Source organism: Lysinibacillus sp. FSL M8-0134, from assembly GCF_038069745.1.
Lineage (GTDB): Bacteria > Bacillota > Bacilli > Bacillales_A > Planococcaceae > Lysinibacillus > Lysinibacillus irui.
Genome location: NZ_JBBPAJ010000001.1, coordinates 1,861,841 through 1,878,089 on the forward strand (window position 1 = coordinate 1,861,841; position 16,249 = coordinate 1,878,089).

Consider the following 16,249-nt stretch of genomic DNA (forward strand, 5'->3'; position numbering starts at 1 on the left):
AAGTGAATGGCCCCAGCTCAAAAGTCAGAACCCACTCATCCATTTCGACGAGGCCAGAATATTACGTGACTCGAAAAATTATTGCCAAATGGGAATGATTTTCAGTTATAATGAGGAACGAATGGGATTTAAAAAGAACGGAGACGAAGGTATGCAGGCAGTTAAACAGTTAGGGCAGTATTTGGGGCCCTATAAATTTTTCACGTTGATTGCACCTCTTTTGATGGTGTTGGAGGTGACGATGGATTTAATTCAGCCGACCATTATGCAGCATATGATTGATACGGGGATTGTCCAAGGCGATCATCAGTATGTATTGAATATGTTTGTGTTAATGCTCGGCAGTGCAGTACTTGGGCTTGTTGGTGGGGTTGGTTGCTCCTACTATAGCTCGAAGGCGGCGATTCATTTTGCGTCGGATGTTCGGCAGGCTCTGTATGAGAAGATGATGACGTATTCGGCTAAGGAGCGAGATGCGTTTACGACAGGGAAGCTTATCACCATTTTAACGAGTGATGTGGAAAGTATGCAGCGGGCGTTTATGATGACGCTGCGTATTTTTGTGCGAGGGCCGCTGTTGTTTATTGGGGCAGTCATTATTGTGTTTGTAACAGCGCGGGAGCTTTTTTCCATCCTCCTTATTATTGTGCCATTGCTGATTATCGCCATGTATTTTTTCACAAAGTATTCGGGCGTGCTATATCGTCGTGTGCAGGAGGCTATTGATGCGGTCAATACAAAGCTGCAGGAAAATTTGGCTGGTATCCGGGTGGTCAAAGCCTTTCGCCGTGAGACGCAACAGGTGGCGCAGTTTGGTGATTTAAATCATACGCTAACGAAACGATTTATTACCGCTGAGCAAATTGTTGGGGTATTGGTGCCCTTTACGATGTTCGTTGTCAATCTGGGGATTGTTGCAGCGCTTTGGCTTGGCGCAATCAAGGTAGAAGCAGGTACTGTACAAGTTGGGGTTATTCTCGCTTTTATTAACTATTTAACGATTATTTTAAATGGGCTGATGTCCTCAAGTATGGTACTCATGCAAATTGCGCGAGCATTGCCATCTGGAGAACGGATTGTCGATGTGTTAAACAAAGACATTGCTGTTAAGGAAGCACAACAGCCGCTGACAGACCCCATTAAAGGAGCGATTGACTTTGATCATGTAAGCTATCGTTACTATGAGACAGCAGAGGATGTCCTTAAAAACATTTCGTTTTCTGTTAAGCCGGGGCAAACGGTAGGAATTATTGGGAAAACAGGTAGTGGTAAATCAACACTGGTAAAGCTGTTGCCTCGCTTGTTTGATCCAACAGCTGGGGAAATTCGCTTAGATGGTAAACCACTAAAAGCCTACTCCTTATCAACGCTACGAGAGCATATTGGCTTTACCTCACAAAAAGCCCTGCTGTTTTCAGGTGCGATTGAGAAAAATATACGACTCGGCAAGGACGATGCGACTGCGGAGGAGATTCAACAGGCCTTAGAGGCGGCGTGTGCCAGTGAGTTTGTGGAGCGTCTTGATCAAGGCTTAGCCCATGAATTGTCACAGGGGGCTACGAATTTATCAGGGGGGCAAAAGCAGCGCCTTGCTTTAAGTCGTGCGTTCATTCGCAAGCCTGCCATTTTAGTGCTTGATGATACAACCTCTGCGCTCGATAGTGCTTCAGAGCAACATGTTCAGCAGGCAATTGCCACACAGTATCAAGATACAACGACGATCATTGTGGCTTCGAAAATTGCCTCTATTCAGCAAGCAGATGTCATTTTGGTTCTAGAGGATGGCGGCATTGTTGGGCAAGGAACCCATCAGCAACTACTACAATCAAATACACATTATCAAGCAATTTACGCGTCACAGCAAAAGGCTGGTGAACAAGGATGAGTCAAAGTCAACCAAAGCAAATGAATTTTGGACGTGGTCCACGCATGGGAGCGCCAGCTGAGAAAGCAAAAAATCAAAAAGCAACACTAGCACGAGTATGGCACTATGTAAAACAGCAAAAATTAGGGCTGTTTTTATCCATCTTCTTTGTCATGGCTTCTACATTTTTAAGTCTTGCAGGACCTTACATGATTGGCCATATTATTGATGACTATATTATAAAAAAGGATATTGATGGAACGATTCGTCTTGGCATCGTGTTGGCTGTCATATTTACGATTGCGTCTATTCTGACATGGCTACAAACGTATGTCATGATTCAAGTGGCCATGAAAACCATTCGGACATTACGTCTGGACCTATTTCAAAAGCTTCAAACGCTGACATTACGATTTTTTGATCAACGTGCGCTTGGCGACTTAATGAGCCGTGTCACAAATGATATTGATAATTTAAACACGGCACTGGCTCAAAGTGTCACACAAATCGTATCATCCATCTTAACGGTGATTGGTGTGAGTATCGCTATGTTCACATTAAGCTGGCAATTAGCGATCGTGACATTAATTATTATTCCGCTAATTGTTTTCACGACCAAGCAGATTATTAAACGCAGTAGTAAAAACTATGCAGCACGTCAGCGAGATCTTGGTAAGCTCAACGGCTATATCGAGGAAATGATTACAGGAGCAGAGGTGCTCACGCTTTTTGGTAAGGAGCAGCAAACAATTGACACCTTCCATCAGCAAAATGAAAACCTACGAAACTCAGCCCAGCGAGCAGAAATTACCTCGGGCTTACTTGGACCTATTAATAACTTTATGAATAATTTAGGCTTAGCTGTCGTCATTGGAACAGGAGCCTTCTTAGCTGTAAAAGGTGTTGTGACGGTTGGCATCATTGCAGCGTTTGTTACTTATACAAGGCAATTTTTCCGTCCGCTGAATCAGTTATCCAATCTATTAAATACTTTTCAATCTGCCATTGCTGGAGCAGAGCGTGTCTTTGAGATTATGGATGAACCATCAGAAGTAAGTGATGTACCAAATGCTATCGAGGCGTCGTCGTTAAAAGGAGATGTTGTTTTCAAGCAAGTGTCATTTAGCTACGTGCCAGATAAGCCTGTTCTAAAAAACATTCACTTCCATGCGAAGGCAGGGGAGACGATCGCGCTTGTTGGTCCAACAGGCTCTGGAAAAACAACGATTATCAACTTACTGACGCGTTTTTATGACGTGGATCAAGGTGAAATTCTGATTGATGGGCACAATATCGAGCACTATCAAATGGCGGGCATTCGTCAAAGAGTCGGTGTCGTCTTACAGGACACATATTTGTTCTCCGGCACCATCCGAGAAAACATTCGCTTTGGGAAGCTCGATGCGACAGATGAAGAAGTCGTCGAAGCGGCGAAAATCGCCAATGCCCATCATTTTATTAAATATTTACCAGCACAGTACGATACTCCAGTCCAGGCAGGCGGTGCTAATTTAAGTCAGGGACAACGACAGTTAATTGCGATCGCTCGGGCTATTTTAGAAAATGCTGATATTTTAATTTTGGATGAAGCGACATCGAGTGTGGATACACAAACGGAGGTCGATATTCAAAAGGGCTTACAGCATTTAATGCGGGGCCGCACAAGCTTTGTTATAGCGCACCGTTTAAAAACAATCGAGAATGCGGATCAAATACTCGTAATTCAGCAGGGTGAAATTGTCGAGCAAGGCAGTCACCATGAGCTCATGCAACAACAGGGGATTTATCGTCATCTACAGCAAAAGCTATTGTTAGAGCAGGTAGAATAGGGAATAATAGAGATATTCTTTCTGAAAGCGAGGGATTAGGATGTACGAATTAAAGACGAAAGAAACGGATGCAAGTGTCATTGAATTTATCGAGAGTGTAGACCACCCGAAAAAGCGGGAGGATGCCTTTCGACTATTAGATATTTTTACAGAGGTCACAGGCTACGATGCTAAAATGTGGGGACCGAGTATTATCGGGTTTGGTCATTATCACTACAAATATCAAACAGGCCATGAAGGCGATGCACCACTTGTTGGATACTCTCCTCGCAAAGCAAAAATTAGTCTATATTTTGCTCCAGGTGATTCTGAGCGAGAGCAGCTATTGCAGCAATTTGGTAAGCATACAACGGGAAAAGCCTGTGTTTATATTAATAAACTTGCTGACGTGGATGAAGCTATCTTAAAAGCACTCATACAACAATCCATCGCTTTTTTACGAAAAACCTATCCAGAAGCCTAGCACAAAGAAAGCTGCCTATCACTATGTAGGCAGCTTTTTTGTATCAATATGTGTAACGATACTAAATTGAGTACGTCTAAAAGGATAGAGAGTAGAAAGCGGGTGAAATTCATTTGCGTAAACTAAGTTCTATGATCCTTTTGTTATTCTTATCCTTAAGTTTATGGGGTTGTGCAGGGAAAAATAATGAACCTAATATAGTAGATGAAGCATCATCAAATGATAGGGAAAGGGTTGCAGATATAGAAGGAATTATAATCGACAAAACAGAGAAGTCTATTACAGTTGTTTGGAATGTTGCGGAAAAAGACCTTGCATTAAGTAAACGCGAAATTTTAGAATTGGCCATGCCAAATGCTTTTATTGTGTTTTATTCAGATACGAGTGATTTTACCATTGGTGATCGAGTAGCCATTTGGACTACTGGTACTTATCTTGAGTCATACCCAGCGCAGGGTACTGCAACTACGATCCAATTAATCGAAAAGTAAGAATAACAGCTCAATCATTTGGTGAAGAAGTGCCAAAGGGTTGAGTTTTTTTACGGATTTCCCGCAAAAATTAATTAGAAATTTATTTTTAACGTGTATCCTTGCAAGTATCAACGGAAAGGAGAAGCGTATGAAAAAGAAAGTAAAGAAATGGTTTGTTTACTTTGGGGCATTGCTCGTGCTTGGCATCGCGATCGTATGCATTTACCACTATACTTTAGTACAGAAGGAATCTGCCATATTACAACCTAACGGCACACTAGTGAACGTCGATGGGCAAAACATCCATGTTTATCAGGAGGGTTCAGGCAAGGATACGTATGTCTTTATGGCTGGATCAGGCATTGCAGCACCTGTTTATGAATTCAAAGGGCTTTATCGCAAGTTTTCACAGCACAATCAAATTGCTGTTGTGGATCGTGCAGGGTATGGCTATAGCGATATAGCCCATGATGAAAGAGACATTGATACGATTCTAGCGCAAACAAGAGAAGCCCTCCTGCAAAGTGGTCTTCAGCCTCCTTATACACTCGTCCCTCATTCGATCTCTGGGCTTGAAGCTATTTACTGGGCACAAAAATATCCAGAGGAAGTAAAGGGCATCATCGCACTTGATATTAGCTTACCTAGTCAATATATCAAGCATCAAATGGGGACTGTCGATAGATGGATGATAAAGGGCATGCACCTAGCCACTAAAATTGGCTTCCATCGACTTATGCCCTCACAGGTGTATAATCCACAAGTGCTGAACATGTCTTTTTTAACTGCCGAGGAAAAGAAAATATATCAGGCATTGTCCTTTAAGCAATTTTTTAATGAAGCTATGAAAAATGAGCTGTTACAGGTCTATGAAAATAGTTTACAATCAGAACAGCTTCCAAAGCCGAAAAATACGCCGGTATTACTAATTGATGCCATTGCGGAAGAAAAGAAAGATTCAATATATACGAAGCAAAATAGGCAGGATTATACTGTTTTTGCGAAGCAATTCACTCATGCAGAGGTAAAAGAGGTAAGTGGTACACATAGCATTTATCTTTATCAGCCTGATGAAATCTATCAACTAACGATGGAATTTATGACAACGAATGCTAACAGGAAAGGTCGATAAGATGCAAGGATTTAGGATTTTAATTGTGGAAGACGATGCGATGATTGGTGATTTACTACAAAAAATAGTGCAGCGTGAGGGCTATGAAGCTGTCTGGAAAACAGATGGCAAAGATGTAATGGCGCTGATTCAGCAAGTAGATTTAGTTATTATGGATATTATGCTGCCAGGAGAGGATGGCTATCAAATAAGCAAAACTATTAAACGATTAGGCTTAAACATTCCTATCATTTTTCTCTCGGCACGGAATGATATTGAAAGTAAGCTAGAGGGCTTAACGGTTGGAGAGGATTATATGACAAAGCCGTTTGACCCAAGAGAGCTTTTGCTAAGGATGAAAAAAATGCTGACTCAGCATTATGGTACATTTACACATATACAGCATTTATTTATTGATGGGGTACGGCGGAAAGTGTTTTATCAGAGTCTCCATGAGGAGATCGCCTTGACAGCAATTGAGCGCAAAATTTTCTTTTATTTATTTGATCACCGCGATAGAGTATTAACAAAGGACCATTTTTTCGACTATTTGTGGCCACTAGATGAACGCAATCATAATCTTCTCAATGTCCATATTAAAAAAATACGAACAAAGCTACACGATCCAGCAGGTACTATCTTACAAAATATCTATGGGGAAGGGTATCGGCTGAATACCTACATCAAAAAATGACCTTAAAAAACAAATACCGTACTTTATTATTTTTAGCAATTGTAAGTGTACCGTTGGTGATACTAGGTATTAGTGTGACAATGTCTATTCTTTACGATAAAGCTTTTAAAATGAAAAATGATGGGACTCCCTTTCATGAGTCATTTGCCTATCCGCTTATGCTATTTGCGTTTGTCATTTCTTTTGCCTTATTAGCTTTGTTGTTTTCAACATCGATTCATTCCTTACTGAAAAAAATCACCATGCTCAACAACACAATCCGGGAGCTGGCAAGTAATGAGCGCATTCCAGAAACGCTAGCTGTCACAAGTGAAGATGAGATCGGCCAGCTGATTCAATCAGTTAATCTCCTAATTGAGCGTACAACATACCGAGAATTAGAGCTAGCACAACAGCAGGAGCTGCAAAAAGAGCTACTACAAAAATTGCGACATGACATCCATACACCACTAACAGCTATTCGCTTGCAATTGTTTTATCTAGAAGAACAATTGCAGGAGCAGCCTAAATTGGTGGAATCGTTAACTGAACAAATTCACTATATAACAAATTTAACGAATGAATTTCAGCTTCAGTCCTTTGACACAAGCGAAAATGCCTATGTTATGCAGGAAGAAGTACAGCTTGCACAGCTATTAACAACGATGATAAAGAAATGGCGTTATTTATATCGCATGCAAAATATTGCCCTTCATTTTCATCCTGAAGATGCGCATGTAATCTGGATAAGCAATGAATTATGGCTCCAGCGTTTATTTGATAATGTTTTTCAAAATACGTTAAAGCATGCTCAAGCATCCAAGCTAGAGGTAATTATAAAAGATGGGCAAGTCATCATGTCTGATGATGGCATCGGCTTTACGCCTAATGATGCGCATGACGGACTTGGACTGACAATCATTCAAGATATTGCCAAGACGTTACATATTGAAGCTTTCTTACAATCAAACAAGGATGGTACTACCTTCCGCTTCACACACGAATAAAAAACAACGGCAGCCTTTGCCGTTGTTTTTCCATTTAAGCTGATTTACGTTGTTGCAATAAAAAGAGGGCGAGGCCTAGTAAAATGACTAGAATACCAACACCTTGTTGCACCGAAATCATCTCATCTAATATGAAATAGGCTAGTATACATGTGCCAATCGTTTCTCCTAAAATACTCATGGAGATGACCGTGGTACTTAACCATTTTAATAGCCAATTAAAAATAGTTTGGCCGAAAATCGTGGCAATGACGGCTAATCCTACAAGGGCCCACCATGTCGAAGCTGAATAATCGAAAAACGATTCCTTCATAAAGAGTGCATAAATGGCTAAGAAAATGGAGCTACTGCCATAGCCGATAACTGAATAGGGAATGAGTGATAAATCTTTGCGCACAGATTGCCCAATAAAAAAGTAGGCGGTAATAATGCCCGCTGCAATAAAGGCTAGAATATCACCATAGAGGGCTTGTCCACTAATTTGGAAATCCTGCCAGCCGATAATGAAACAGCCGATGATGGCAACGAAACAGCCAACAATGGCCCCTTTTGAAAAACGCTCCTTAAATAAAAAATAGCTTCCTACTAAAGAGAATAATGGCTGTAATGTCACAATAACCGTTGAACTTGCCACGGATGTGTAGTTCAATGATTCAAACCATAAGACATAATGGCACGATAAAAATAAACCTGATAGAATGCCAAGCCCCCACTGCTTTTTGGAGAGGCTCGTAAGTTCCTGACGCAAGCCCTTTTGCGCTAATAAAAAGGGAAGTAACACGAGCATCGCAAAAAATAGTCGATAAAAGGCCGTAATGGCAGGGGGTGCATCAGCTAATTTAACAAAAATAGCTGAGGTCGATAACGCAAATAATGCAAAAAACAACGAGATGTAATAAAACATGATGTACTCCTATGCTTTTACTAGAATAATAAAGACAAACCTATTATAGAGCAGTCACAGCATGAATAATATATTTTTTTAGAATAGTAGCACAAAATAAGGCTCAACGTTAGTTCCTCTCAAGCAATGACTCAATCACCTGTTTTAATTGCATAATAGGGGCTAGCTTACTGTCGTTTTTTTTATAAATAAAGACGGTTTCAATGACATTGTGAAGATTGTCCAAGTGATAATAATGCAAATCAGGGCAAGGATAGAGTGCGAGTAATTTTGTGTTTAACACCGCCAATGTATGCTCGATTTCAAGAAAATCAAGAATGCTACTCACGGATTTTATTTCTTTCATCGTAAAGGGTATTTGCTTGTTTGTAAGCCACTGTGCTAATGCCTTCGAATACATACACCCTTTACTTAGCACGAGTAAGGTAACAGGCGTTCGCTGTTCAAAATCAATAACATGAGCAGGGCTTGAGATCACTTCAAATGTTTCAGTAGCGATCAAATCATAGTGCAAATCGGCATAGTGCTTCAGTGGATTGCTGGTCAAGGCACAATCCAGCTCGGCATGGTGTACTCTATGATTTAACGATGTACTAGACTCTACTGTGAAATCCACATCAATCGGACTATGACTCGTTTGGAGCGCATTCATAATCGCTGCCCCATATATTTTAATGGTTGTATGAGAAGTACCAAAATGGATACTCGTTTGAGTCGATCCAATCCTATGTAAAAATTCCTCATAGTCGTGAGCGACCTTTTTTAGAAATTGTAAGTAGTGATCGCCTACCTCCGTTAGCTTTAAGCCTTGGGGCGTTCGTTTAAAAACCTCTTGTCCAATCTCACTTTCCATTTTTTTAACCTTGGATGTGAGGGCGGATTGTGTATAATTGGTGATTTCAGCGGATTTACTTAAGTTTTGCCTTTCTAAAAGCTCCATTTTTAAGGCGATTTCTTCAATGTTCATGTTGTTTGTCACACACCTATTAAATTTTTTGATAGTCGCTATCATTTTCCTCCATTTTACGTAGTGGATCGGTCAACGTAAACTCTAGATAACGAACATTATACTGCACAAATAAAGCAGTATAGCACTTATGGAGGGAACATATGCATACATATTATAAATGGATTATTTTGCTTGTGGCTACACTTTCGCAGACAGCAGCAACCTTTGTCACATACGGCATGGGGCCTGTTGCTTCGTTTTATCAAATAGAATGGGGTCTATCATCATTTCAAACTGGACTGATTGTCTCAGCTGTTAATATAGGGCCGATTTTCTCCATGCTTGTATTCGGCTATTTCATGGATAAAAAAGGAGAAAAACAACTAATCGGATGGGGCTCCATTTTACTTGGACTTTCTAGCTTATTATTAATTCCTGTGCACCATTATACGACATTGCTACTCGTATTAATAGTTGTTGGGATTTGGTATGGCAGTGCACAAACTGGTGGTAGTTCAGCTATCGTCAAGTGGTTTCCAGATAAGCATCGAGGGCTTGCTATCGGTATTCGTCAGACAGGAATTCCAATCGGCGGTGCGTTGGCCTCAAGCATTCTAACCTATCTGTACCAACACATCCACCTAACCTCTGTGCATATAACACAGGGCTTGGTAGCAATTGCGGGAGGACTGTTATTTTTACTGCTGTATCAGGAACCTAAACAGCGTGTAACCGTTGCAGCAAATCCTGTCACCTTTAAAGAGAAGGTGCATGCCATTAAGAACAATCGCGCGCTCTATCCTATTTATTTTGTAGGCATTGTCATGATGTCCTTACAAATGGTGATCATTGCCCATTTGATGAGCTATTTGCATCAAGAAGGTGGTTATTCATTAACGGAGGCTGGAAAGTATTTAAGTATCATTTTGCTTGGTGGAATGGTAGGAAGAATTGTGCTTGCGTGGATAAGTGACTGTTATTTCTCTCAAAAACGTGAATCATTATTAGTGCTCGTCATGGTAGCCACCTTTATTATGATTGGCTGTCTGCCTTTTGTCATGTCTGCGAAGAGCTTGATGATCATCTTTTGTTCGATCCTTGGATTTTTTGCTCTTGGCTGGTATTCCTTATATATCGCTTGTGTAACAGAGCAATCAGATTCTCAATCAGTAGGACTGACTGTTAGCACGGCGCTAACGATCAATCAATTCTTTATTGTCTTAGCACCAACATGCTATGGGTTATTGGTTGCCCTTTTCTCCAGTCATCAACTGGCCATGGATTTAATAGCGGTGATGGTCATCATTGGAGCGTTTAATTTATATAGAACAACCAACAGTAGTCTTACACCTGAAAATTCGGTAAAATAATGGAAAATAGAAATTGGAGGGTGTTGGAATGACAAGTTCAATTTGGATTAATGCGGGGATTGATGACGTCTGGCAGGCCATTACAGAGGAGCAATCCCTCTCCAAATGGTATGCGCCAGGCTCGACATGGGACATCCCAAAATTGGCAGCGGGGGAGAAGATGACGTTTACGTTAATGCCGAATGCCCATAACCAATTATCTGAACAACTACCTATGGAGCTAACCATTCAACAGGTAAAAAAGAATGAGACATTTTCATTTTACTTAGAGGTTCCTGAAACGTTAATAGCCATTACGTTAGCAAAACAACACAGTGGCACTAATGTTAGCTTCAATTCGTCAGGCTATGATGCCTCACTCGCTAATTTGAAAGCTTTGCTGGAGGGGCGCGCCATCCCTTATCCATAGCAGTTTCTAAGTCTCAGGTCTTAGGAAAATTTCAAGCGTAAGGTCGTATTTTAAATTATTTACTCCTATATAATGAAATTATTGGCAGATTATATAGCGGGAGGAAATAATGTTGAAAAAATTAGTTGGGTTAGGTGTCGTGATGGGCACATCTGCATTGCTATTATCAGGGTGCTTTTCCGTTTTTCCAAGCAAAATGCGTGAGGAAACGATTTTGGTGGAAAAGGATAAAGCGAAAGCATTAGAGGTAGACATCGAATTAGGTGTTGGTGAAATGAATGTATCAAGTGGCGCCAAGGAATGGGTTGAAGGCAAGGCTGACTATAATATTAAAAAGCTTGCCCCTCACGTAAGCTATGATAAACATGGTGATACAGGGGAAATCGAAATCAAGCATAAAGGCTCTACAAAGCTAGGTCTTTCTAAAATTAAGAACACATGGGCGATTCAGCTAAATGACGATATTCCAATGGATTTATCTGTGGAAACAGGTGCAGCCATTGCTAATCTCGACTTACAGGGGCTCCAGCTTGAACAATTAGATATTGAAGCAGGTGTCGGGGATCTGACAGTGAATTTAGGTGGCGATTGGAAAAAAAGCTTTACCACAAACATTGAAACGGGAGTAGGTCAAACAACTGTTATTTTACCTTCAAAGGTTGGAGTCAAATTAACAACAGAAAAGGGCATTGGTTCTTCAAATGTTGAAGGTCTTGTGTCCAAGGGTAATGGTGTTTATGTCAATGACGCCTATGATAAATCGGATGTCGTGCTAGAAATCAATTCAGAATTAGGCGTTGGAGACATTACGTTTAAACTAGATAAATAAACAGTTCGTAGGCTACTTTATGAAGTAGTCTACTTTTTTGTGTCAAAGGTCAATTGTATTTGATGCTGATTGTATGGTAGCTTTAAGAAAGCAATTGTTGAAGGAGCGAACGTAGTGAAAACTTATACATACAAGCAACCAGCAGCCATCGAATCAACAGAGGTCATTAACATTTTCAATGAAGCGGGAGAGGTGTCGTCCACTGTGCAACGTGTGTATACCAATGCGCTAAAGAAGGCCTTTGATCGAACAATGGACTATCGTTATTTTGTCCGTTTTGATGTCCATGATACAAAGGAGCAGCCTCTTTTTACATGTAAAAAAGTATCTCGACGTGGTCGTGTGCATTTTCGAGGCAAGGATTTAGTAACAGGAAAAGACTATATGATTGCATACGATGGCTGGCAAATCATGATACCTGATCTTCTAATTACGGATGGAGAACAACAAATCAAGCTCAGCAAAGAAATGGAGGACTGGTCTGTTTTTACTGTGAATGAGCAGCCCATTGCACGCTGGCAAGCTACTTTCTGTGACACTCATTTTGACATCACGTTGCAGGTGGAAGACAGTAGTCCGATTCAGCATGAAGCCTTCTTCATTGCCATTGGACAGGCTGTGTTGTTTGTTGGGGCATAAATGCAAATGAGATCAGCTTTCAGGCTGGTTTCATTTGCCTGTTCAGTGGGGAAAGAAAGTACCAATAAATGAGTGGTCGTCACCTCCTTTATTAATTGACGTATGTGCAACGCGATGCTACAATTATCTCGAATTCGAGATAATATAATTTGCTGCAATGACAAATCAAAAAGGTGAGACATGTCATTCAATATTTTTAATCGATCAAGGAAAGGTGCTTAGACTATGGTAAACATACTTCCAGCTAAAGAAATTTACTTACAAGGAAATGAGCATGCCCTATTGCTATTACATTCCTTTACAAGTCATACAAGAGATATGAAGAAGGTTGCTGCTAAGCTACATGAAGAGGGTTATACATGCTATGCGCCGCTATACCGTGGACATGGCAATGCACCAGAACAATTATTACAATATAATGTAAACGACTGGTGGCAAGATGTCGTGAATGCCTATCAGTTTTTACTCGATGAAGGCTATCAAAAGATTTCTGTTATCGGTATCTCCATTGGAGGTATTTTCACGTTGAAGCTTGCACAATTAGAACAGCTCGAACAAATCATCGTTTTATCTGTACCGGTTGAGAAGGAACCCGAACAACTAAAGCAAAGAATCATGGACTATGCTTATAATTATAAAAATATAGAGGGCAAATCAGCACATCAAATTTCTAACGAAATCGAGCCATTTACGAACATGCCGTTAGATTCTTTTATTGCATTCCAACATTTTATCAAAGATACAATGCAACATCTCAATAAAATTACAATCCCAATCGCTATCTTCTATGGTGAACGAGACGAAGATATATACGCCCAAAGCGCTGAAACAATTTATCAGCAAGTCCATTCCTCTAAAAAGAAACTAAAGGGCTTTGCAAACTCCAAACATTTAATGACTTTAGGTCGAGATCAAGAGGACATTATGAAGGAAATGATGGAATTTTTACGGTTGAATAATGGGGATCTTACCCAATAGAGAGTATTGACTACCACTCAAAATCATGATATCATTATCTCGAATTAAAGATATTTTAATTCGAGATAATTTTAAAGTATATCTCGAATTCGAGACAAATAACAAGAATGGTTTTGACGTTTTGACAAACCCTATAGGGAATCAACATGAAGTACAGGGAGAGATTTTACATGCTAACAATCACAGGACACCATCATATCTCAATGATTACAAAAAATGCACAGGAAAATCATCAATTTTATCATCAAATTTTAGGGCTTCGTCGAGTGAAGAAGACCGTCAATCAAGACGACCCAAGTATGTATCATCTATTTTACGGTGATTTAACAGGTAGCCCAGGGACAGGCCTCACATTTTTTGAATTATCGCACGCAGGTCGTACACATCGTGGGACAGATGCCATCACGAGAATTGGTTTACTTGTTCCTTCTTACGATAGCTTACTCTATTGGGAAAATCGCTTAAATGAATTTGCGATTGAGCACAGTGGCTTAACAAAATACGGTGAAACGGACGCGATTCACTTTGAAGATCCGGATGGTCTACGCCTTGTATTTTTAAATAATCAAGATAAGCAAATTCCACAAGAATGGACAAAGTGGGGAGATTCACCTGTTGAGATGGCGCATCAAATTTTAGGAATGGGGCCAGTGGAATTAACAGTTAGCTCATTAGCAGAGGCTGAACAAACTTTGGTCCAACTGTTTGGCTATACAGAGCTAACACGATCAACATCCCAAGCTGTTTTTCAGGCTGAAGAAGGTCAGTTACAAGGTCAAATTGTCGTCGTAGAACAGGATGGTCCTAAAGAAAAGCCTGGAAGAGGAAGTGTTCACCATTTAGCCATTCGTGTGAAAAATAAGGAAGAGCTAGAACAATGGGAACAAAAAATTAAAGATTTTGGCTTTAGCATCATAAAAAAAGCGGATCGCTATTATTTCTCTAGTATTTATATGAAGGAATCACACGGAATTATATTTGAACTTGCAACAGATGGACCAGGCTTTACAGTGGATACGACTGTTGAAGATTTGGGCAAAGACTTAGATTTACCACCATTTTTGGAAGGCCGCCGACATGAAATTGAAGAGAAATTAACACCGATTGACTAACAAGCATATGGTAGAGGTGGATGGACAGCTGCTGGAACTAGTTTTGAACAATACGAATAATACCATTTTTACAATTGGCTATGATTATTGCGACTCCATGTTAAATTGAAAGAGTCTTATCCAATTAGCCACTATGAATGGTGAGTTATTACAAATATTAGGATTTCTACTTTTCCGAAAGACGAAGATAATGTGAAAACTTTGATTCAAGCATTATATACCGCTAAAAAAAAGAGATAGTTATGCACTTTATAAATAGATTATAATAGAGTTGCAACTAAGAAGATAAAACGAGGGGGCAAACATATGGGGTATCGTGCATATGAAGGAGAAAAAATAACTGTTTATTTTGATAAAGATATGTGTCAGCATGCAGCTGAATGTGTAAAAGGCTTACCAGAGGTATTCAATGTCAAAGCGAAACCTTGGATCAAAGCAGATCAAGCAGAAGTCGCAAAAGTAGAAGAAGTTATCAATCGCTGTCCAAGCGGTGCACTAAAATATAAACGAAAAGAGGGAGAACACGTTTTGGAAATTAAACAAGGTAGCCAATCATTCTATATTGGGAACGAAGAAGATAGCGAAGCAGAGGTTCATTTTGTGCGTGTCGGAGAGACTCGGATCATCCTTGATCATACACATGTTTCCGAACATCTAAGAGGACAAAATGTCGGCCAGCAATTAGTCAAAGCCGCAGTCGACTATGCGAAAAAAGAAAACTTACAAGTCATCCCTCTATGTCCTTTCGCCAAAGCCGAATTCGAAAAACATCCTGAATACCAAGAATTATTAGGATAATAGATTGTTTTGCACTCCAAAGATACTGGAGTGCATTTTTTTATGGGATAATGCGTTCGATTTGGAGATGAAAATGCCACAGTGAGAGACGACGCTCAATATATGAAGAAAATGTCGCTCGAGAGTGAGTAAAAGTGATCAAAAAAGGTGCAACGCCGCTCCAAAGTGGACGGAAAGCGCTCAATCCCGGGTCATTTCCGCTCGAAAGTAGAGTAAAACCGCTCAATCCAGTGGAGAATCCGCTCCAAAGTGGAGTAAAAGCGCTCCATCCGAGAGTAAAACCGCTCCAAAGTGGACGGAAAGCGCTCAATCTAGTGGAGAATCCGCTCCAAAGTGGACGGAAAGCGCTCAATCCGGGGTCATTTCCGCTCGCAAGTAGAGTAAAAGCGCTCAATCCGGGGTATTTCCGCTCGCAAGTAGAGTAAAAGCGCTCAACCCGAGAGTAAAACCGCTCTAAAGTGGACTGAAAGCGCTCAATCCCGGGTCACTCCGCTCGAAAGTGAAGTAAAAGCGCTCAACCCAGTGGAAAAACTGCTCAACCCGAGGCCACCTCCGCTCCAAAGCGAACAACAGCCTCCTCAAATTAAAGAGGGGGCTGTTGTTTCTTATATGTCTACTATTTCATTGGCTAGTTTTTGGCGGCTAATCCAATAGCCTTGTAGAGCAAACACTATGAGTGTGGCACTTAATAGAGTGATGCTGGTGATGCCTATTGTTAAGAGGTCATAGGACATCGGGGAGCCGTCGTCGATAAAGGCTAGCATTCTTGTTAGAATTAAGCCTATAAACGTGCCAATAGTTAGACCATATAGCACGAATGATAGGACTTGTGTCAAGATGA

At 40.5% G+C, this 16,249-nt stretch carries 18 protein-coding genes; 15 read left to right on the plus strand and 3 right to left on the minus strand.

Going from position 1 to position 16,249, the window contains the following annotated elements; genetic code table 11:
• Nucleotides 1–151 precede the first annotated feature (151 nt).
• The 7 genes from MKY49_RS09225 to MKY49_RS09255 all read left to right on the plus strand — a co-directional run bounded on the left by MKY49_RS09225 (nucleotide 152) and on the right by MKY49_RS09255 (nucleotide 7,420).
• Nucleotides 152–1,885, plus strand: a complete 1,734-nt coding sequence (locus MKY49_RS09225) for an ABC transporter ATP-binding protein (protein WP_312506355.1) — start codon at nucleotides 152–154, stop codon at nucleotides 1,883–1,885.
• Entirely contained in the window at nucleotides 1,882–3,693 is a 1,812-nt protein-coding gene (locus MKY49_RS09230) for an ABC transporter ATP-binding protein (protein WP_341386040.1), read from the plus strand. The genes MKY49_RS09225 and MKY49_RS09230 overlap by 4 nt, the downstream gene beginning before the upstream one ends.
• Before the next feature lie 40 nt (nucleotides 3,694–3,733).
• Complete coding sequence (locus MKY49_RS09235) at nucleotides 3,734–4,156, plus strand: DUF1801 domain-containing protein (protein WP_274796826.1); 423 nt, start codon at nucleotides 3,734–3,736, stop codon at nucleotides 4,154–4,156.
• Between the two features lie 113 nt (nucleotides 4,157–4,269).
• Nucleotides 4,270–4,647 carry a DUF3221 domain-containing protein gene (locus tag MKY49_RS09240; RefSeq protein ID WP_341386041.1) on the plus strand — a complete coding sequence of 126 codons (378 nt, stop codon included), beginning with the start codon at nucleotides 4,270–4,272 and terminating at the stop codon, nucleotides 4,645–4,647.
• 130 nt (nucleotides 4,648–4,777) lie between these two features.
• A complete protein-coding gene (locus MKY49_RS09245; protein ID WP_341386042.1) occupies nucleotides 4,778–5,761 on the plus strand; it encodes an alpha/beta hydrolase in 984 nt (327 codons plus the stop codon).
• A gap of 1 nt (nucleotide 5,762) precedes the next feature.
• Nucleotides 5,763–6,434 (plus strand): response regulator transcription factor, encoded by a 672-nt coding sequence (locus tag MKY49_RS09250; RefSeq protein ID WP_341386043.1) that lies wholly within the window; start codon nucleotides 5,763–5,765, stop codon nucleotides 6,432–6,434.
• Entirely contained in the window at nucleotides 6,431–7,420 is a 990-nt protein-coding gene (locus MKY49_RS09255; protein ID WP_341386044.1) for a sensor histidine kinase, read from the plus strand. The genes MKY49_RS09250 and MKY49_RS09255 overlap by 4 nt, the downstream gene beginning before the upstream one ends.
• Nucleotides 7,421–7,454: 34 nt before the next feature.
• Here MKY49_RS09255 and MKY49_RS09260 read toward each other — a convergent pair whose 3' ends face one another.
• Complete coding sequence (locus MKY49_RS09260) at nucleotides 7,455–8,324, minus strand: DMT family transporter (protein ID WP_341386045.1); 870 nt, start codon at nucleotides 8,322–8,324, stop codon at nucleotides 7,455–7,457.
• Between the two features lie 109 nt (nucleotides 8,325–8,433).
• Complete coding sequence (locus tag MKY49_RS09265; protein WP_341386046.1) at nucleotides 8,434–9,291, minus strand: LysR family transcriptional regulator; 858 nt, start codon at nucleotides 9,289–9,291, stop codon at nucleotides 8,434–8,436.
• Between the two features lie 143 nt (nucleotides 9,292–9,434).
• On the opposite strand from MKY49_RS09265, the gene MKY49_RS09270 reads away from it, so the two are divergent.
• From MKY49_RS09270 to MKY49_RS09310, 8 genes are all read left to right on the plus strand, one after another.
• A complete protein-coding gene (locus MKY49_RS09270; RefSeq protein ID WP_322604907.1) occupies nucleotides 9,435–10,643 on the plus strand; it encodes an MFS transporter in 1,209 nt (402 codons plus the stop codon).
• A 28-nt stretch (nucleotides 10,644–10,671) separates the two neighbouring features.
• The gene (locus tag MKY49_RS09275) at nucleotides 10,672–11,052 is read left to right on the plus strand and encodes an SRPBCC domain-containing protein (protein ID WP_274796835.1); all 381 of its coding nucleotides are present in this window, start codon (nucleotides 10,672–10,674) and stop codon (nucleotides 11,050–11,052) included.
• Nucleotides 11,053–11,161: 109 nt separating this feature from the next.
• Complete coding sequence (locus MKY49_RS09280; RefSeq protein WP_274796836.1) at nucleotides 11,162–11,881, plus strand: toast rack family protein; 720 nt, start codon at nucleotides 11,162–11,164, stop codon at nucleotides 11,879–11,881.
• Between the two features lie 114 nt (nucleotides 11,882–11,995).
• Complete coding sequence (locus tag MKY49_RS09285; protein ID WP_274796837.1) at nucleotides 11,996–12,520, plus strand: tubby C-terminal domain-like protein; 525 nt, start codon at nucleotides 11,996–11,998, stop codon at nucleotides 12,518–12,520.
• Between the two features lie 225 nt (nucleotides 12,521–12,745).
• On the plus strand, nucleotides 12,746–13,498 hold the full coding sequence (locus tag MKY49_RS09290; RefSeq protein WP_341386048.1) for an alpha/beta hydrolase: 753 nt from the start codon (nucleotides 12,746–12,748) through the stop codon (nucleotides 13,496–13,498).
• Nucleotides 13,499–13,668: 170 nt separating this feature from the next.
• The gene (locus MKY49_RS09295) at nucleotides 13,669–14,610 is read left to right on the plus strand and encodes a VOC family protein (protein ID WP_341386049.1); all 942 of its coding nucleotides are present in this window, start codon (nucleotides 13,669–13,671) and stop codon (nucleotides 14,608–14,610) included.
• 306 nt (nucleotides 14,611–14,916) lie between these two features.
• Nucleotides 14,917–15,408 carry a GNAT family N-acetyltransferase gene (locus tag MKY49_RS23005; RefSeq protein ID WP_429979167.1) on the plus strand — a complete coding sequence of 164 codons (492 nt, stop codon included), beginning with the start codon at nucleotides 14,917–14,919 and terminating at the stop codon, nucleotides 15,406–15,408.
• 134 nt (nucleotides 15,409–15,542) lie between these two features.
• On the plus strand, nucleotides 15,543–15,833 hold the full coding sequence (locus MKY49_RS09310) for a hypothetical protein (protein WP_341386050.1): 291 nt from the start codon (nucleotides 15,543–15,545) through the stop codon (nucleotides 15,831–15,833).
• A gap of 180 nt (nucleotides 15,834–16,013) precedes the next feature.
• On the opposite strand, the gene MKY49_RS09315 is transcribed toward MKY49_RS09310, so the two are convergent.
• Nucleotides 16,014–16,244: a hypothetical protein gene (locus tag MKY49_RS09315; protein WP_341386051.1), complete on the minus strand. Its 231-nt coding sequence runs from the start codon at nucleotides 16,242–16,244 to the stop codon at nucleotides 16,014–16,016.
• Nucleotides 16,245–16,249 lie beyond the last annotated feature (5 nt).